General features: G+C 57.5%; 21 protein-coding genes. 4 read left to right on the forward strand and 17 right to left on the reverse strand.

Annotation, left to right across the window (positions count from 1 at the left end; translation table 11 throughout):
* From tolA to ACA043_RS22985, 12 genes are all read right to left on the reverse strand, one after another.
* Window positions 1-1,083, reverse strand: a complete 1,083-nt coding sequence (tolA, locus tag ACA043_RS22930) for a cell envelope integrity protein TolA (RefSeq protein WP_187679766.1) — start codon at window positions 1,081-1,083, stop codon at window positions 1-3.
* Window positions 1,083-1,535 (reverse strand): protein TolR, encoded by a 453-nt coding sequence (gene tolR / locus ACA043_RS22935; protein ID WP_401268701.1) that lies wholly within the window; start codon window positions 1,533-1,535, stop codon window positions 1,083-1,085. The genes tolA and tolR overlap by 1 nt, the downstream gene beginning before the upstream one ends.
* A 23-nt stretch (window positions 1,536-1,558) precedes the next feature.
* On the reverse strand, window positions 1,559-2,254 hold the full coding sequence (tolQ, locus tag ACA043_RS22940; protein ID WP_008080223.1) for a protein TolQ: 696 nt from the start codon (window positions 2,252-2,254) through the stop codon (window positions 1,559-1,561).
* Window positions 2,244-2,711, reverse strand: coding sequence for a tol-pal system-associated acyl-CoA thioesterase (ybgC, locus tag ACA043_RS22945; protein ID WP_123530109.1), 468 nt, complete (start codon window positions 2,709-2,711; stop codon window positions 2,244-2,246). Before ybgC ends, tolQ begins: the two co-directional genes overlap by 11 nt.
* A 127-nt stretch (window positions 2,712-2,838) precedes the next feature.
* Window positions 2,839-3,900 carry a Holliday junction branch migration DNA helicase RuvB gene (ruvB, locus tag ACA043_RS22950; protein WP_187679767.1) on the reverse strand — a complete coding sequence of 354 codons (1,062 nt, stop codon included), beginning with the start codon at window positions 3,898-3,900 and terminating at the stop codon, window positions 2,839-2,841.
* A complete protein-coding gene (gene ruvA / locus ACA043_RS22955) occupies window positions 3,901-4,509 on the reverse strand; it encodes a Holliday junction branch migration protein RuvA (RefSeq protein ID WP_123467207.1) in 609 nt (202 codons plus the stop codon).
* Between the two features lie 115 nt (window positions 4,510-4,624).
* Window positions 4,625-5,152, reverse strand: coding sequence for a crossover junction endodeoxyribonuclease RuvC (ruvC, locus tag ACA043_RS22960; RefSeq protein WP_007951206.1), 528 nt, complete (start codon window positions 5,150-5,152; stop codon window positions 4,625-4,627).
* 158 nt (window positions 5,153-5,310) lie between these two features.
* On the reverse strand, window positions 5,311-6,057 hold the full coding sequence (locus tag ACA043_RS22965) for a YebC/PmpR family DNA-binding transcriptional regulator (RefSeq protein ID WP_095188024.1): 747 nt from the start codon (window positions 6,055-6,057) through the stop codon (window positions 5,311-5,313).
* Between the two features lie 132 nt (window positions 6,058-6,189).
* Window positions 6,190-7,965 carry an aspartate--tRNA ligase gene (aspS, locus tag ACA043_RS22970; RefSeq protein ID WP_187679768.1) on the reverse strand — a complete coding sequence of 592 codons (1,776 nt, stop codon included), beginning with the start codon at window positions 7,963-7,965 and terminating at the stop codon, window positions 6,190-6,192.
* A 100-nt stretch (window positions 7,966-8,065) separates the two neighbouring features.
* Window positions 8,066-8,287, reverse strand: a complete 222-nt coding sequence (locus ACA043_RS22975; RefSeq protein WP_064119106.1) for an FmdB family zinc ribbon protein — start codon at window positions 8,285-8,287, stop codon at window positions 8,066-8,068.
* 117 nt (window positions 8,288-8,404) lie between these two features.
* The gene (locus ACA043_RS22980; RefSeq protein WP_401268627.1) at window positions 8,405-8,746 is read right to left on the reverse strand and encodes a ribbon-helix-helix domain-containing protein; all 342 of its coding nucleotides are present in this window, start codon (window positions 8,744-8,746) and stop codon (window positions 8,405-8,407) included.
* Window positions 8,747-8,928: 182 nt separating this feature from the next.
* A complete protein-coding gene (locus ACA043_RS22985; RefSeq protein ID WP_034153422.1) occupies window positions 8,929-9,399 on the reverse strand; it encodes a Dps family protein in 471 nt (156 codons plus the stop codon).
* Window positions 9,400-9,710: 311 nt separating this feature from the next.
* Here ACA043_RS22985 and ACA043_RS22990 point away from each other — a divergent pair, with 311 nt between their 5' ends.
* Window positions 9,711-10,313, forward strand: coding sequence for a cold shock domain-containing protein membrane protein (locus tag ACA043_RS22990; protein WP_401268629.1), 603 nt, complete (start codon window positions 9,711-9,713; stop codon window positions 10,311-10,313).
* 71 nt (window positions 10,314-10,384) lie between these two features.
* Here the strand turns inward: ACA043_RS22990 and ACA043_RS22995 are convergent, their stop codons facing one another.
* The 3 genes from ACA043_RS22995 to ACA043_RS23005 form a co-directional block, all read right to left on the reverse strand.
* Window positions 10,385-10,591, reverse strand: coding sequence for a SlyX family protein (locus ACA043_RS22995; RefSeq protein WP_095188019.1), 207 nt, complete (start codon window positions 10,589-10,591; stop codon window positions 10,385-10,387).
* A 3-nt stretch (window positions 10,592-10,594) separates the two neighbouring features.
* Window positions 10,595-11,020, reverse strand: coding sequence for an HIT domain-containing protein (locus tag ACA043_RS23000; RefSeq protein WP_401268630.1), 426 nt, complete (start codon window positions 11,018-11,020; stop codon window positions 10,595-10,597).
* A 101-nt stretch (window positions 11,021-11,121) separates the two neighbouring features.
* Complete coding sequence (locus ACA043_RS23005) at window positions 11,122-11,349, reverse strand: hypothetical protein (RefSeq protein WP_497615209.1); 228 nt, start codon at window positions 11,347-11,349, stop codon at window positions 11,122-11,124.
* A 567-nt stretch (window positions 11,350-11,916) separates the two neighbouring features.
* Between ACA043_RS23005 and ACA043_RS23010 the strand changes: the two genes are divergently transcribed.
* Window positions 11,917-13,254 carry an OprD family porin gene (locus ACA043_RS23010; RefSeq protein ID WP_305439443.1) on the forward strand — a complete coding sequence of 446 codons (1,338 nt, stop codon included), beginning with the start codon at window positions 11,917-11,919 and terminating at the stop codon, window positions 13,252-13,254.
* A gap of 229 nt (window positions 13,255-13,483) precedes the next feature.
* Here the strand turns inward: ACA043_RS23010 and ACA043_RS23015 are convergent, their stop codons facing one another.
* Together ACA043_RS23015 and ACA043_RS23020 are read right to left on the reverse strand one after the other, a co-directional pair.
* Window positions 13,484-14,326 carry a mechanosensitive ion channel family protein gene (locus tag ACA043_RS23015; RefSeq protein ID WP_489878879.1) on the reverse strand — a complete coding sequence of 281 codons (843 nt, stop codon included), beginning with the start codon at window positions 14,324-14,326 and terminating at the stop codon, window positions 13,484-13,486.
* A 154-nt stretch (window positions 14,327-14,480) separates the two neighbouring features.
* Window positions 14,481-14,966 carry a YajQ family cyclic di-GMP-binding protein gene (locus ACA043_RS23020; RefSeq protein ID WP_027619814.1) on the reverse strand — a complete coding sequence of 162 codons (486 nt, stop codon included), beginning with the start codon at window positions 14,964-14,966 and terminating at the stop codon, window positions 14,481-14,483.
* A gap of 141 nt (window positions 14,967-15,107) precedes the next feature.
* Here ACA043_RS23020 and ACA043_RS23025 point away from each other — a divergent pair, with 141 nt between their 5' ends.
* Together ACA043_RS23025 and ACA043_RS23030 are read left to right on the forward strand one after the other, a co-directional pair.
* Entirely contained in the window at window positions 15,108-16,025 is a 918-nt protein-coding gene (locus ACA043_RS23025; protein WP_497657978.1) for a putative 2-dehydropantoate 2-reductase, read from the forward strand.
* Window positions 16,026-16,070: 45 nt separating this feature from the next.
* Window positions 16,071-18,107 (forward strand): sensor histidine kinase, encoded by a 2,037-nt coding sequence (locus ACA043_RS23030; RefSeq protein WP_187679776.1) that lies wholly within the window; start codon window positions 16,071-16,073, stop codon window positions 18,105-18,107.

An 18,107-nucleotide genomic window follows, 5' to 3' on the forward strand; every position in this document is an offset into this window, starting at 1 on the left:
TCACAAGGCTAGATCCTCAGGTGTGAATGTCATCTTGAATGAACGATACGGAGCGAAATCGCTCGGCTTCATTCCCTGCATTTCTGTCAAACGTCCAATATTCTTGACCGCTGCGACTGCCGAAGCATCGAACGGACCGTCGCCACTGGATTTGGCCACGCTGACCGAAGTCACCGTACCGTCCGGCAACATGCCGATTTGCAGCACCACCGTCATGCCTTTGCGTGCTGAAGGTGGGCGAGCCCAGCCTTCTGCTGCTCGCGCACGAATCAGGTCATCGAAACTGCCCGCGACTTCGTCACCCTGCTCATCGGCCAAGGCCTGCTGACGCTGTGGCGTGTCGGAAAGCAAATCTGCCAGGGCCTGAGCCTTTTTGTCTTCGGTAGATTTACGTGCCGCATCCTGCGCTTTCTTCTTCGCAGCATCGGCAGCAGCTTTCTTCTTCGCTTCGTCGGCGATTTTCTTCTTCGCCTCTTCAGCTTCAGCTTTCTTCTTGGCGTCTTCGGCGGCTTTCTTCTTCGCGTCTTCGACAATCTTCTTCTTGGCTTCTTCAGCGGCCGCTTTCTTGGCCTCTTCTTCAGCAGCCTTTTTGGCTTCTTCTTCAGATTTCTTCTTGGCTATATCAGCCAATTGTTTCTCTTCTGCCTTCTTGGCTTCGGCGGTCTTCTTCGCTTCATCGGCTTTTTTGGCTTCATCAGCCTTTTTCGCCTCGTCCGCTTTTTTAGACTCGTCGGCCTTCTTGGCTTCCTCGGCTTTTTGAGCCGCTTCTTCTTTCTTTTGTTCCGCAGCGGCCTTGATCTCTTCCTGCTCGACCTTTTTCTGTTCCATCTGCTCGACTTCGGTCTGACGCGCGGCGGATTTCTTCGCCTCACCCGCAATCTTCTGATTGGTCTGGGTGGTCGCCTGACTTTTCGATTTCAGTTGATACAAGGTCGCCTGGACAATCGGCTTGGCCGGCGGCAGCTCAGGTGTAAAAGCGAAACTGACGAACAGCATGCCGAACACCAGCACGTGCAAGACAATCGCCCAGACACTAGGCCAGAAGAAGCTTTCCGAGGCAGACGGCTCTCGCAGTGGCTGCATCAGGGGGCCTCGGTAATCAAGCCAACATTCCCGACCCCGGCTTTCTGCAACCCGCCCATGGCGCCCATGACGGAACCGTAATCGACAGTCTTGTCGCCACGAATGAAGACCTGGGTACGCTTGCCGTTACCGTTGCCGGCAGCGATGATTTTTGTCACCGCGCTGGTCATCTGCGGCAGGGTCATGGCCCTGTCCTGTTGCTTTTCGGTGTCGACTTCGCTGCCAAGGTTCCAGTAATAGGTCTTGTCAGCCTTGATCGAAATGGTCAGGACCTGGGTGTTGTTGTCCTGCGGCAAGGCTTCGCTGGAAACCTTGGGCAGATCAACTTTCACGCCCTGATTGAGCATCGGCGCGGTTACCATGAAGATGACCAGCAGCACCAACATCACGTCGATGTAAGGCACCACGTTCATCTCGGCGACCGGCTTGCGCTTTTTGCGAGCTCGAGCGATTAAAGCCATTGGAAATTACCTGCTTATTCTTCGCTGGTGTGCACTTTGCGGTGCAGGATCGCCTGGAATTCATCGGCGAAGGTGTAGTAACGGCCCAGCAGGGTTTCGCTGCGAGCTGCAAAACGGTTGTAAGCGATTACTGCAGGAATTGCCGCGAACAGGCCGATCGCCGTGGCGATCAGTGCTTCGGCAATACCCGGGGCCACGGTGGCCAGGGTGGCTTGCTGGGCGCTGGCCAGACCGCGGAAAGAGTTCATGATGCCCCACACGGTACCGAACAGGCCGATGTACGGGCTGACCGAACCAACGGTGGCGAGGAACGGCAGGCTCTGCTCCAGCTTCTCTTCTTCGCGGGAGATGGCCACACGCATGGCACGGGCCACGCCTTCCATCACCGCCTCAGGATCGACGCCTGGCTGCTGACGCAGACGGGAGAACTCTTTGAAACCGGCGCGGAAGATTTGCTCGACGCCCGAATCCGGATCCGGGTTGCTACCCGCCTGACGGTACAGCTTGGACAGATCGATACCCGACCAGAAGCGCTCCTCGAAGCTCTCCAGGGCGCGTCGACCGGCACGCAGCAGGTTGCTGCGCTGAAAGATCATGATCCATGAGGTCACCGATGCGGCCACCAGAGTCAACATTACCAACTGCACCACGATGCTGGCATTGCTGACCAGGCTCCACATGGAGGAATGGTCGACGACGTTAGCTTCCACGCTTTATCTCCTGCTTTGAGTGTGTACCCGGGCCGCCCGCGTCGGCGAAGGCCGCACGCAGGTCTTCGGGAAGGGCCCGGGGTTTCAAACTGTTAGTGCGCACACAGGCCACCAAAAACTGCCCTTCGCAGAGCAGCACATTATCCGTAGCCCGCCTGACCTGCTGTTTAAAGCGCAGGCTGGCACGGTTCAATTCGATTACTTCAGCGCTTACCAGCAGCTCGTCGTCCAGTCGCGCCGGCGCGTGATAGCGCGCTTCGCTGGAATGCACGACAAACAACAGATCCTCCCCTGCCAGCTGCGATTGGGCAAAGCCCAGCTCGCGGAGCCGCTCGGTTCGAGCCCGTTCCATAAACTTGAGGTAATTAACGTAATACACGATGCCGCCCGCATCGGTGTCCTCGTAATAAACGCGACAACGATGTGCGAACGGCTCAAGCCCGTTTTGCGCGCGCATACTCTAGTGCTTACTCCTCAGGTTGCCAATCCGGCCAGGCAACTGTTTTTCATTGTTCAAAGGCTTTACCGCAAAAGTACCGTCCTCAGACAGTACAAACCCTGAATAAATCGACAACAAATGTGTATTAATCGTCCACAGCATCGAGAAACTCGTCTGCCACGGGCATTTCACCCATTCGTGACGGAATGTTTAAACCGAAATGCAGATACGCATGCCGCGTCACCACCCTGCCCCGTGGTGTGCGCATGATGTAGCCCTGTTGAATCAGGTATGGCTCAAGCACATCTTCAATGGTGTGGCGCTCTTCGCTGATCGCAGCGGCGAGGCTGTCGATCCCCACCGGGCCGCCATCGAACTTTTCGATCATGGTCAGCAGCAAACGCCGATCTTGATGATCGAAGCCGTGTTCGTCGACGTCCAGCAGGTTCAACGCTAGATCGGCAACCGACTTGGTGATGTGCCCCTTGGCGCGAACTTCGGCGAAATCGCGCACCCGGCGCAGCAGACGGTTGGCGATCCGCGGCGTACCACGGGCGCGGCGAGCGATTTCAAAGGCACCTTCCGGATCCAGCGGCAGACCGAGGATATTCGCCGAACGACTGACAATCGTCGACAGGTCAGCCGTGCTGTAGAACTCAAGACGCTGGACGATACCGAAGCGGTCACGCAACGGGTTGGTCAGCATGCCGGCGCGAGTGGTCGCGCCGACCAGCGTGAACGGCGGCAGATCGAGCTTGATCGAACGCGCTGCCGGCCCTTCGCCGATCATGATGTCGAGTTGGAAATCTTCCATCGCCGGGTACAGCACTTCTTCAACGATCGGCGACAGACGATGGATTTCGTCGATGAACAAAACATCGTGCGGCTCAAGATTGGTCAGCAACGCCGCCAGATCACCCGGACGCTCGAGGACCGGCCCCGAGGTGCTCTTGATCGATACACCCATTTCCTGAGCGATGATATTGGCCAACGTGGTTTTACCCAGCCCAGGCGGGCCGAAGATCAGCGTGTGGTCGAGGGATTCACTACGGCCACGGGCGGCCTGGATGAACAGTTCCATCTGCTCGCGCACGGTCGGCTGGCCGATATAGTCGGCCAGACTGACCGGGCGAATGGCCCGGTCCTGGACTTCTTCGCGCTCGCGCGGGCTGTGCGCGGCGGCGATCAGACGATCAGCTTCAATCACTTAAATCATTCCCTTCAGGGCACGGCGGATCATGTCTTCACTGCTCAAATTCTTGTCCTTGATCGCGGAAATCGCCTTGCTCGCTTCCTGCGGCTTGTAACCCAGGGAAATCAGCGCGCTGACCGCATCGTTCTCGGCGGTGTTGACCGGCGCCGGGCCGTCCGGCTGGTTCGGCACCAGGGCAAACATGGCCGGCGAGGTTTCCCAGGCCTTGAAGCGATCTTTCAGTTCGACCAGTAAACGCTCGGCGGTTTTCTTGCCAACGCCCGGCACCTTGGTCAGGGCCGAGGTGTCCTGGGATTGCACGCAGCGGATCAACTCGTCGACTTCCAGACTCGACATCAATGCCAGAGCCAGTTTCGGCCCCACACCATTGAGACGGATCAACTCGCGAAAAAAGTCTCGCTCACGCTTGCCGGCAAAACCATAGAGCAATTGCGCGTCTTCGCGTACGACCAAATGGGTGTGCAGGGTCAGCGGCTCACCGACCGACGGTAACCGATAGAGAGTGGTCATGGGCACTTCCAGCTCATATCCGAGGCCGTTTACATCCAGAATCAGGTGCGGCGGCTGTTTCTCAGCCAGGGTGCCGCGCAAGCGTCCAATCACGTTTCAGATCCTTGAGCGTTGGCCAGCCGTGGGCTGGCGACTGACGGAAGGCGAGCTTCAGGCCGACGACACAGGCGCAAAACCCACCTTCCGGGAAATTTGATTGCTGATGCTATCAGAGACGCAGGCGCCCGCCACGACTGCGTGCCGTTCCCAAGCCATGCGGCAGCAGGCTGGAACGGGTGTGCGCGTGACAAATGGCAATCGCCAGAGCGTCCGAAGCATCGATTTGCGGTTTGCTGGTCAGCTTGAGCATGTGCATGACCATCATCTGCACTTGCTCCTTATTCGCTGCGCCGGTACCGACCACGGCCTGCTTGACCTGGGTCGCGGTGTATTCGGCGATTTCAAGACTCTCTTCGGCGCCAGCGACGATGGCGGCTCCGCGGGCCTGCCCCAGTTTCAGCGCAGAATCGGCGTTTTTCGCCATGAACACCTTTTCGATGCCCATGGTGACCGGGCCGTAGGTCTGAATGATTTCGCGTACGCCGCGATAGACGATTTGCAGACGCTCATGCAGCTCGCCCGCGCCAGTGCGAATACAACCGGAGGCCACGTAGATACAGCCACCGCGGCCGGTATCGCGAACAATGCCGTAACCGGTGATACGCGAACCGGGGTCGATACCAAGAATTAAAGTCATAACGCCTGCGGATTCGGAAAAAGCACGAAATTCAATACAACGAATAACAAATGTGGGAGCTGGCCTGCCAGCGATGACGGTGTGTCAGGCAACATCTTCAACAGATGTGCCGACGCCATCGCTGGCAAGCCAGCTCCCACATTGAATCGTAGTCGCTCTTAACCGAGCTGAGCGGCCACGTCTTCCGGAATGTCTGCGTTGGAATAGACGTTCTGCACGTCATCCAGGTCTTCAAGCATGTCGATCAGCTTCAGGACTTTCTCCGCGCCTTCCAGGTCCAGCTCGGCGCTGGTGGTCGGCTGCATCACGATCTCAGCATCATCACCCTTGAAACCAGCAGCTTCGAGGGCGTTACGCACGGCGTAGAAACTGGTGAACGAGGTGAACACATCGATCGAACCGTCTTCGTGGGTAACCACGTCATCGGCGTCGGCTTCCAGCGCCGCCTCGGTCAGAGCGTCTTCGTCGATGCCCGGGGCGAAGCTGATCTGGCCCTTGCGCTCGAACAGGTACGCGACCGAACCGTCGGTGCCAAGGTTGCCGCCACACTTGCTGAACGCATGGCGCACAGCGGCTGCGGTACGGTTGCGGTTATCGGTCATGCACTCGACCATTACCGCCACGCCGCCCGGGCCGTAACCTTCGTAGGTCAGTTCTTCGACATTGTCCGCTTCTGTCGCACCGGCGCCGCGCGCCACTGCACGGTCGATGATGTCGCGACTCATGTTCGCGCTCAGCGCCTTGTCCAGGGCCAGACGCAGACGCGGATTGGAGCCCGGATCACCGCCGCCCTGACGGGCCGCAACGGTCAGTTCACGGATCCACTTGGTGAAGATCTTGCCTCTCTTGGCATCCTGACGTTCTTTGCGGTGCTTGATGTTCGCCCACTTGGAATGACCTGCCATAACTCGCTCCGAATTCTCTTTGAAACGTTGCCCGCCTGCTCATGCATCGGCCAGCAACCAAAAAATCTCGACCTGCTCTCTTCTCTATAGAAAGAAAAAAGGCGCATCCGAAGATGCGCCTTCAGGCCCGTCTTACTCAGCCTTTGGCGTTTCGCGCAAACGAATGTGCAGCTCGCGCAGTGCCTTGGCGTCCACCACACCCGGTGCTTGCGTCATCACGTCGGCAGCACTCTGGGTTTTCGGGAAGGCGATCACTTCACGGATCGACTGGGCGCCGGTCATCAGCATCACCAGACGATCCAGACCGAAGGCCAGACCACCGTGCGGCGGAGCACCGTACTTCAGCGCGTCGAGCAGGAAGCCGAACTTCTCTTCCTGTTCCGCTTCATTGATACCCAGCAGACGGAACACCGACTGCTGCATTTCCTTGCGATGGATACGGATCGAACCGCCACCCAGCTCGGTGCCGTTCAGCACCATGTCGTACGCGCGAGACAGGGCGCCAGCCGGGTTGGCTTCGAGCTCTTGCGGCGTGCACTTCGGCGCGGTGAACGGGTGGTGCAGCGCAGAGAAGCTGCCGTCATCGTTCTCTTCGAACATCGGGAAGTCGACAACCCACATCGGTGCCCATTCGCAAGTCAGCAGGCTCAGGTCATGACCGAGCTTGATGCGCAGTGCGCCCAAAGCTTCGCTGACGATCTTGGCCTTGTCGGCGCCGAAGAACACGATGTCGCCATCAACCGCGCCGACGCGATCAAGGATCACGTTCAGGTTGGCTTCCGGGATGTTTTTCACGATCGGCGATTGCAGACCTTCAACACCGGCAGCACGCTCGTTGACCTTGATGTACGCCAGGCCCTTGGCACCGTAGATGCCGACGAACTTGGTGTAGTCGTCGATCTGCTTGCGCGGCATGCTCGCCCCGCCTGGAACGCGCAGTGCGGCGATGCGGCATTTCGGGTCGTTGGCCGGGCCGCTGAACACCTTGAAGTCGACTTCTTTCAGTTGATCGGCAACGTCTACCAGTTCCAGCGGGTTACGCAGGTCTGGCTTGTCGGAACCGTAGCGGCGCATGGCTTCTTCGAAAGTCATGTGCGGGAAATCACCGAATTCCAGACCCAGCACTTCCTTGAACAGGTTGCGGATCATTTGCTCGGTCAGGCCCATGATCTCTTTTTCATCGAGGAAGCTGGTCTCGATGTCGATCTGGGTGAATTCCGGCTGACGGTCGGCACGCAGGTCTTCGTCACGGAAGCACTTGGCGATCTGGTAGTAGCGGTCGAAGCCAGCGACCATCAGCAGTTGCTTGAACAGCTGTGGCGATTGCGGCAAGGCAAAGAACGAACCGGCGTGGGTACGACTTGGCACCAGGTAGTCACGGGCACCTTCCGGGGTCGCGCGGGTCAGGATTGGTGTCTCAACGTCGAGGAAGCCGTTCTCGTCGAGGAAGCGACGGATGCTGGTGGTCATGCGCGAACGCAGACGCAGCTTCTCGGCCATTTCCGGACGACGCAGGTCGAGGAAGCGATAACGCAGGCGGGTTTCTTCGCCGACGTCGGAGAACTCGTTCAGCGGGAACGGCGGGGTTTCCGACTCGTTCAGCACTTCCAGTTCGTAGCCCAGCACTTCGATCATGCCCGACGCCATGTTGGCGTTGGTGGCACCGGCCGGACGCAGGCGAACCTTGCCGGTGATCTTCACGACGTATTCGCTGCGCACGCGATCCGCGGCGGCGAAGCTCTCGGCGCGATCCGGATCGAACACTACCTGAGCCAGACCATCACGATCACGGATATCGAGGAAAATCACCCCGCCGTGGTCGCGGCGACGGTGAACCCATCCGCAAAGGGTAATTTCCTGGCCTTCCAGGCTTTCGTTCAGTTGGCCGCAATAGTGGCTGCGCATCATGGTAGTGGTTCGCTTCTCGTAATTCGAAATTCGGTGGAGATCCCGGCGCACTGAAGTAGTGCGGAAAACTCACGCGTGTCGTTCGACCTGGGTTTGAACCCTAGTCAGATTTGTCGCCACCGGCCAGATTCTTCTTGGTTCCGGTCTTGAAATCGGTTTCGTACCAACCGCTGCCGCTGAGGCGAAAGCCCGGCATGGACAGCTGTTTCTTGAGCTCTGGCGCCTGGCAGGCAGGGCAGTCGACCAACGGTGCTTCGCTGATCTTTTGAATGGCTTCCAACTGATGACCACAGGAAGCACATTGGTAATCGTACATCGGCATTGGGGTGTCTCTGCGATCAGATTGCCACCGCGCGCAGGGCTTTGCGGCGAAAGAGCGGGATTATATCCATTAAATGCGGCCTGTGCAGCCGTAAGACTGCACAGGCCGCGACCTCGTTTACAACCGCTGTTTCAATGGGAGTGCTTCCTTGGTGCTGTTCATGACGCACACTACCCGCACCAGCGCGCTGAAATTCTTCACCCCGCCGTGACGCAGATGCACTTCACGGTCGACGTGGGACAATAACGAACTGACCGAACAACAATTGTCTGCTGCCATGTTGCCAAGGATGTTCCAATAAACCTGTTCCAGTCGCAGGCAGGTCGCGAATCCGTTCAAACGCACGGATCGCGAAAGCGGCTGGACCAATGTCATGTCGAAATCGTTGACGAACGGATCGAATTTCAATTCATGCTGCAAGCCGACAATCCTGTCGCCTCGCCTGTCTCCCTCTACCATATCGGTGACACTCCTTTGTCATCTCTGCCTGTTTTGGAAGCCACAAGCTGTGACTTCATAAAAGCGCAGACGCAAAGTTATATCCAGATGACTTTTTGACCATCACCGTAGGATAAGCCAACGATAGCGGTAAGATTGCGGACAGCGCGCGAGCCGGCCTCAGGCAAGCCCGCGCTTACGGGTTACGCTTCCAGCAAAGCGCGCAACATCCACGCGGTTTTCTCATGAACCTGCATACGCTGGGTCAGCAGGTCGGCCGTCGGCTCATCACTGACCTTGTCGAGCAGCGGGAAAATACCGCGCGCGGTGCGGGTCACAGCTTCCTGACCGTCGACCAATTGCTTGATCATGTCCTCGGCGCTTGGTACGCCCACCTCCTCTTTAATAGAAGACAGACGTGCGTAAGTCGCATAAGCGCCCGGCGCCGGAAAGCCCAGCGCGCGAATGCGCTCGGCAATCGAGTCCACGGCCAGCGCCAGTTCGTTGTATTGCTCTTCGAACATCAAGTGCAACGTACGAAACATCGGGCCTGTGACGTTCCAGTGGAAGTTATGGGTTTTCAGATACAGCACGTAGGTGTCCGACAGCAGCCGCGACAGCCCCTCAACGATGGACTTGCGATCCTCTTCACTGATACCGATATCGATTGCCATGTTTACCTCCTAGCGGCGATTGAATTCATCCAACAGGTGCAATCCCACTCTAGCAAGGCTGCCGGCACCCCGCAGCCCCGAAAACCTGAACAGGCTGCGACAAATCGCCCGTACCGCTGCCGCTGGCCGGGCTGATTTGAGTAGCTGCAGGCTTTGCTGTTAAATAGGCAGTGTGTCGCCATGCCCCATTTTCCGGGGTGTTGCGCATAGGCTGATGCCGTGTACGTGTCCACCGCCTCTTATTTTGTTCCGAAGCGAACCGTGCGCCTTCAGCTCTTCCTTGTGAGCCGTCATAACGTGAGCCAATCAAAATGTTGAAAATCGTCCACCTGCTAATGGGCGCAGCGGCCTTGCTGCTGTCGTTCATACCTAGTTTGAAATCCGAAGCCGTTCCCTACCTGCAACAACCCGATGCACTTTACCTGGCCTTTTTCGGCCTGCTGAACCTGGTGATCGCTCCAGTGATTCCTTACTGGAACAAAGGCCCGCGCCAGCATCTGCAAAACCTTGTCAGCGCTCTTCTGGTGCTGACTGTAGTCCTGCAAACCTTGACCCTGATCGCACCGATGCCTGTCATCGCCGGCCAGCCCGCCGTGTTGTTCAGTCTGGTGATTGCCCTGGTTGCGGTGATCCTGCACCTGGCCGTCAGCTTCTATCGATCTTCACCGGCTGCCGCACCGACCAACTACGACATGACCAACCGCGATACCGGCACCGTCAAGTGGTTCAACACTTCCAAAGGCTTCGGCTTTATCTCCCGGGATTCCGGCGATGATATTTTCGTGCACTTTCGTGCGATCCGTGGCGAAGGCCACCGTGTTCTGGTCGAAGGCCAGCGCGTCGAGTTCTCGGTGATGAACCGGGACAAGGGTTTGCAAGCCGAGGACGTGATCGCCGCTCTGCCGCGTCGCTGATCCAAGGCCAAAAAAAACCGCGAGCAGCGTGCTGTTCGCGGTTTTTTTATGCCCGAAGAAAAGCGCTCGCCTCAATAGTGCGGTGGCGGCGCTTCTTCTTCAAAGGACTCGAACTGGCCGACCATCTCTTCCTGACGCTTGAGCAGCGCAGCCATCTGTAATTGCAGGCGCTCAACCACGCGCTGCTGCGCCACCAGCACGTCGTTCAACGCCTGAATGGTGTCATCCTGAAACGCCAGACGGCTCTCCAGATCGGTAACGCGATCTTCAAGGCTCATGATTCAGCCCTCCACAAATGTGAAATCTTCGGTCAGCACCACGCGCAATTGCTCGCGAATGGCGGCCACCTGTTCGTCGCTATAAGGTTTGGCCGCGTGCTTGCCCCATACCGGCGCCGGCCACGCTGCATCATCGCGTTTACGCACAATCACATGCATGTGCATCTGGCTGACAACATTACCCAAGGTCGCAACGTTCATCTTGTCAGCATCGAACAAGTCCTTGAGCAACTCCGCCAGCGCGGTGGTTTCCAGCCAGAGCTGCTGCTGATCGGCGACATCCAACTGAAACAACTCGCTGATATCGTCCCGACGTGGCACCAGGATGAACCACGGGTAGTTGGCGTCGTTGGACAGCAGCAGCCGGCAGAGCGGGAAGTCGCCTATGGTCAGCGTGTCCTGTTGAAGTCGTGAATCTAGAGCAAACACCGCGCGCACTCCCGGCTGATCGAATAATTAGCTTAGCGGCCCTCATACCGAGCGGCGAACCAAGCGACAGACCGGCAGCATACCTGCGAATGCGCCGACCTTCACGACGACAGCGCCCATTTGTCACCCGGCGAACGCCCCGACATGTGACATTTATCGACAACCTGCACCAGCACAGAACCAGAACGAGCGAGCAGCAAGCTCAAATGACCGAAAAACCCTGATCCGCTCACAATCACCCAATGCTTCAACTGTATGAATCCGGTACAGCCTGTAAATTTTTTTGCACCAAAACCGCACAGTGCGTCTACGCTCAGTGCGGCAGGCATCCGCCGAATACTCACTGGCGGGGTGAACCGGTAACGTTTTTGGTTGTCGCGCGCCAGCCACGGTGTGACAACACCATACGAACAGTCGCGTCAAGCCCCGATAGAAAGCGGCTTGGCGCCCCGTATTTATGAGGTTTTTACAGGTAGAGACAGGTGCACAGAAAAATAACCGCAGCGATATCGCGGTTTGTGCACGTTTGTTGCATTCGTACTCATATGGACTATAAGCGCACCACGGGAAGTGGGAGCCTTAAGCCCAACAAAAACAGTGGCAGGGTTGCCCGATGGAGATTCAAGTGTTTTGCCAGGGACTCTTTTTTAGCGATGCAAAAGGCTACAAAAACAGCGAGAAAGTTGCCGGTCCGATTGCATCGGTACTGTGAATTTGCGACATCTACCAAGCCATCTGCGACAGCGTCGTAAAGAAGGTGAAAGGTTAGATTCGCAAGTATCGCCAACAATGTCGGCGTGATATAAGTTTGCGCCGACACAAAAAGAAAGAGCCGCCCAGATAATAAAACAGGTGGGACGGCAGTACTCTTCTAAAAACCAAAGGAGCAAATCACGATGCGCGTGATGAAGTGGAGCATGATCGCCCTGGCTGTTGCAGCAGGCACCTCGCAGTTCGCAATGGCGTCTTCCCAAGACGAGTCCAAAGGCTTCCTGGAAGACCAGAGTCTGAAACTGAAGACTCGTATGGAATACATGAACCGCGACTACAAAAACGGCGCGGGTAACGTTTCCAACGGTGACGGCACTTTCAAAAGTGGCTATCGCCAGGACACCGGTGTAAGCCAACTGCTGACTTACGAGTCGGGCTTCACTCAAGGCACCGTAGGTTTCGGTCTCGATGCCATGGCCATGGGTTCGGTCAAACTGGACGGCGGTTCGGGCCGTCGTGGTAATGGCCTGTTCGCCAACGACAGCGATGGCAACCCTGAAAAATCCCAAGGTAAAATCGGCGGCGCAGTCAAATTCCGCGTATCCGACACCGTGCTGAAATACGGCCAACAATTTGTTGCAAGCCCAGTGTTCGCCACTGACGACAGCCGTCTGATTCCAGAAGTAGCCACCGGTACCCTGATCACTTCCAAAGAGATCAAAGGTCTGGAACTGAGCGCAGGTCGCTTCACAGCGCTGAGCAAGCAAACAGGCATGGGCCGTGACAGCATCGGCGGCCTGCCAGATGAAGATGGCAATGGCGGCAAAGGCCTGACCAACATCAACATCTTCGGTGCCAGCTACTCCTTCACCGATAACTTCACCGGTGCCCTGGCTGCTTCCGACGCTGACGACTACTTCAAGAAGTACTACGTCAACCTGAACTACACCTTGCCAATCAACGACGAGCAGTCGCTGAACTTCGACTTCAACGGCTACCACACCAAAGGCGATAGCCGCGGTGACCTGGTTGACGCGATCGGCGACGGCACCACTGGTGTGGACAACAACCTGTGGTCCCTGGCTGCTGCGTACAGCATCGGTGCTCACAAGTTTACCCTCGCTCACCAGCGCTCCAGCGGCGACAACGCTTACTACTACGGCGTTGACGGTAACAGCACCATCTTCGTTGCCAACTCCATTCAGATCTCCGACTTCGTGGGCCGCGACGAGCGCTCCTGGCAAGCTCGCTACGACCTGAACATGAAGACTTACGGCGTACCTGGCCTGAGCTTCATGACCCGTTACGTGATGGGTGACCACATCACCACCAACGGCTTGGGCGAAGGCAAGGAAAACGAGTGGAACGCCGAGTCCAAATACGTGATCCAGGAAGGTCCAGCCAAAGACCTGTCGTTCCGTCTGCGTTATGCCATGTACCGCTCCAACGGCGCATACAGCGGCTACTCGTCTGACAATAACGACACCCGTCTGATCGTTGAGTACCCTCTGAACATCCTCTAATAGGGATGTAAGGATGACGTACTAGAGCCCTGCTCTAACAAGAACCGCTCACCTGGATTCAGGTGAGCGGTTTTTTTATGCACTCATTAACTTGTTTGCAGACATAAAACATTAGCCAGCTATCTATTAGCCAGCAAACTTTCACAACAGACATAAAAAAACCCAAGAGTGTGAACATCTCTTGGGTCTGACATTAATTAACTGACCGCGAGGCCAGGTATCAATGTTGTTACTGTGCAGCTGTTTCCTGAACTACACGAATAACCCGCTGCGGAAACGGAATATCAATGCCTGCGGTCTTTAAACGATCGCGGGACTGCTCGTTAAACATGAACATCACATCCCAATAGTCTGCAGTTTTAACCCAAACACGCAGGGAAACCGTGATCGAACTGTCGCCCAGTGTCGAGATTACGGCTTGCGGTGCCGGGTCCTGCAGAACACGCTCATCCTTGGCCAGATCCAGCAGCACCTGACGGGCCTTTTGCAGATCCGCTTCGTAATCCACGCCCACATCGAAGACAACCTTGCGGGTTGGCTGACGGTTGGTGTTGGTGATGATGCCGTTCGACAGGTTACCGTTCGGCACGATGATGGTCTTGTTGTCGCCGGTACGCAGCACGGTGTGGAAAATCTGGATGCTATCGACGGTACCTGACACACCTTGGGCTTCGATCCAGTCACCGATACGGAACGGACGGAACAGCAGAATCAGCACGCCGCCGGCGAAATTCGCCAGGCTGCCCTGTAAGGCCAGACCGATGGCCAGGCCGGCAGCACCGATCGCCGCAACGAACGAGGTGGTTTCAACACCGATCATCGAAGCGACGCTGACAATCAGCAGCACCTTGAGAATGATGTTGGCGAGACTGCTGATGAAGCCTTGCAGCGCCAGGTCAGCGTTACGCAGGGCCAGCAGACCGCCGAGTTTTTGCGTGACCTTGTTGATCAGCCACCAGCCGATGGCCAGGGTAATCACTGCCAGCAGCACGCGGCTGCCGTATTCCATGATCATCGGTATCCACGCCTGGGATGCCTTGACCAGGTGGTCCACCTCAGCATTCAAATCCATGTTCTATCTCCTGATTTCCGGCTACCCGGGCTATAAACAAATAAAAAGTGGGAGCGAGCTTGCTCGCGAAAATGGTGTGCCATTCAATAATGAAGTTGACTGACACACCGCTTTCGCGAGCAAGCCCGCTCCCACAGGTTCCGCATGAGAAAGCTTAGTCGCGGAAGTTGTTGAACTGCAGTGGCATGCCGAATTCCTTGGCACGCAGGGCCGCGATGGCTTCTTGCAGATCGTCACGCTTCTTGCCGGTGACACGAACCTGCTCGCCCTGAATGGCGGCCTGCACCTTGAGCTTGGCATCCTTGATATGGCCGACAATCTTCTTCGCCAGCTCCTTGTCGATCCCTTCCTTGAGCACGGCGTCCTGCTTCATCAGCTTGCCCGATGCGTAAGCGTCTTTGACTTCAAGGCACTGCACGTCGATCTTGCGCTTGACCAGGGCGAGCTTGAGGATCTCGATCATCGCTTCCAGCTGGAAATCGGCTTCAGCGGTCAGGTTGACGGTCAGGTCTTTTTCCTTGAACTCGAAGCTGCCTTTACCTTTCAGGTCATAACGACGATCGAGTTCCTTCACGGCGTTCTCGACCGCGTTGGTGAGTTCGTGTTTGTCCAGTTCGGATACCACGTCGAACGACGGCATGTAATCTCTCCAATAAAAAAGGCGCGCTCGATGAGGATGGAGCGCGCTTGGCTTGCGGTTAAAATCGGGCTCATTATAACGGGTCTTTTCCTGACGACACGGCGAGCCGCACATGCCTGCACCCATTCGAGCAAAAAACTGATGTCCACCCTTTGGCATGTTCTCGGCGCCGGCAGTCTCGGCACACTCTGGGCTACGCGGCTGGCCCGGGCCGGATTACCGGTCAGGCTGATCGTGCGCGATACCGAGCGCTTGCACAGCTATGAAGCGGCAGGTGGACTGACCCTTGTGGAACAGGGACAAGCCCGCACCTATGCAGTTCCCGGCGAAACCCCGGACAACCCCGAACCGATCCGACGCCTGCTGGTGGCCTGCAAAGCCTACGACGCCGAAAGCGCGGTCGCCCGCCTCGCCCCACGCCTGGCGCCCGATGCCGAACTGATCCTGCTGCAAAACGGCCTCGGCAGTCAGGACGCTGTCGCCGCGCAAGTGCCCCAGGCGCGCTGCATCAGCGCCTCCAGTACCGAAGGCGCCTTCCGCGACGGTGACTGGCGCGTGGTGTTTGCCGGTCACGGTTACACCTGGCTCGGCGATGTCGCGCATCCGGTCGCGCCAATCTGGCTGGATGATCTGCAAGCCGCAAAAATCCCCCACGAATGGAGCACCGACATCCTCACCCGGCTGTGGCGCAAACTGGCGCTCAACTGCGCGATCAATCCGCTGACCGTGCTGCATAACTGCCGCAACGGCGGATTGCAGGCGCATCATTGCGAAGTCGCCACGCTGTGCGTCGAACTGACCGAACTGCTGCAGCGCTGCGGCCAACCATCAGCCGCCGACAATCTGCAACAGGAAGTCGAGCGAGTGATTCAGGCCACTGCGGCCAATTACTCATCGATGTATCAAGACGTGGCCAACCAGCGCCGCACCGAGATCAGCTATTTATTGGGCCACGCCTGCAAAGTCGCTGCGCGCCACCAGTTGAACCTGCCGCACCTCAGTCAATTGCAGCAACGTCTGATCGCTCATCTGCACAGCCTCGGATTGCCCAGCGACTGAGCAGCGGCTACGCTGGCCACTTGTTCCTTTGCTGCGATAAACCTGATGCCATTGCGCCAGCGCCTCGAAAACCTGCCGGTCGGCCAGAAACTGCTGGCCGCCCTGCTGGTGCTGTTGACCACTGTCTTGCTGGTCGCCAACCTGACCTTTATCAGCGCCGCCTATTACATCTCCCAGGAAAGCATGGCCCCTCAGGCCTTGCAGACCATCGGCCGACTGATCTCCAACCCAAGTCTTGTCAGCGAAGCCCTGCAATCACCGCAGAGTGCAGAACGTCTGCTCAAGGAGCTCGACAGCTATTCTCCACTGCGCGCTGCCGCCCTGTATGACGGCAAGGGCGAAAGGCTCGCGCAAGTGCAGCACGGCGACAAACTCGACCTGCCGGAACGTTACCGGCACATTGAGGCTTGGCAACTCACCGAGTTTCGCAGCAACCAGTTGATCACACTGCCCCGCCCCGGCACAGCGCCGGGTCATCTATTGCTGGTCGCCAGTAGCGAATTGCCCATGGCGTTCTACACCGGCACGCTGACGGCCAGTCTTGGCATCCTGATTTTCAGCGTGCTGCTGTGGCTGGTGATTGCCCGGCAGATCAAGCGGCTGATCACCCGACCGATTCATCAACTTGAAGAGTTGTCGCGTCAGGTGACCCGTGAAGAGAACTACGCACTGCGCGCTTCACGCGGCAACCACGACGAAATCGGCAGCCTCGCCGAGGCGTTCAATACCATGCTGTCGCGCATCGAAGCCCGCGAACAGCAACTCAAACGTGCCCGCGACGACTCACAAGCGGCTTACGATCAGGCCCAGGGCCTGGCCGAGGAAACCCGCCACACCAACCGCAAGCTGGAGCTGGAAGTCCAGGTACGCAGCAAGATCGAGAAGAAACTCACCGGTTTCCAGAACTACCTCAACAGCATCATCGACTCAATGCCGTCGGCGCTGATCGCCCTTGATGAACAGCTCTACGTCACCCAATGGAACCAGGAAGCCAGCGCCCTCTCCGGCACCCGGCTCGACGAAGCGCTGAACCAGCCGATCTTCCTCGCCTTCGAACCGCTCAAGCCGTTTTTGCCGCAGCTCAAGCAGACTGTCGAGCAACACACCGTGGCGAAAATCGAACGCGTGACCTGGTTCAAGGACGACGAACCCAAGCATTACGCACTGACGTTCTACCCGCTGATGGGCGGCGCCGGGCGTGGTGTGGTGATCCGCATCGACGACATCACCCAGCGTCTGTCGCTGGAAGAGATGATGGTGCAGTCGGAAAAAATGCTCTCGGTCGGCGGCCTCGCAGCGGGCATGGCCCACGAAATCAACAACCCGCTGGGCGCGATCCTGCATAACGTGCAGAACATCCGCCGGCGCCTGTCAGCGGATCTGCCGAAGAACCTCGAAACCGCCGAGCAACTGGGCATCGAACTGGACACGGTCAACCGTTATCTGCAAGGCCGGGAAGTCCCGAAACTGCTCGATGGCATTCAACAGGCCGGAGCGCGGGCAGCAAAAATCGTCACTCACATGCTCAGTTTCAGCCGCCGCAGCACCCGGCAAATGGCCCCGTGCGATTTGCCGGCACTGATTGATCAAGCGGTTGAAATCGCCGGCAACGACTTCGATCTGGCCATCGGTTTTGATTTCAAGGGTCAGGCGATCATCCGCCAATTCGACCCGGCGCTGGGTCCGGTGCCGGGCACCGCCAACGAGCTGGAACAAGTGCTGCTCAATCTATTGAAAAACGCCGCACAGGCCATTCATCAGCGCGAAGACGACAGCGAACCGGGGCGGATCATCCTGCGTACCCGACTCAATCCGCCGTGGGCCGAGATTCAGGTCGAGGACAACGGCATCGGCATGAGCGAGAACGTGCGCAAACGCACCTTCGAACCGTTCTTCACCACCAAGGAAATCGGTCAGGGCACAGGACTTGGTTTGTCAGTGTCGTACTTCATTATCACCAACAACCACAAAGGGCAGATGGAAGTGCAGTCAGCGCCCGGGCAAGGCACATGTTTCACCTTGCGCCTGCCGCTGGCCCAACCCACTGCCATCGCTCCAGAAACCAATCAATTATCGAGGTAA

It is taken from the genome of Pseudomonas sp. LBUM1648 (assembly GCF_059716145.1).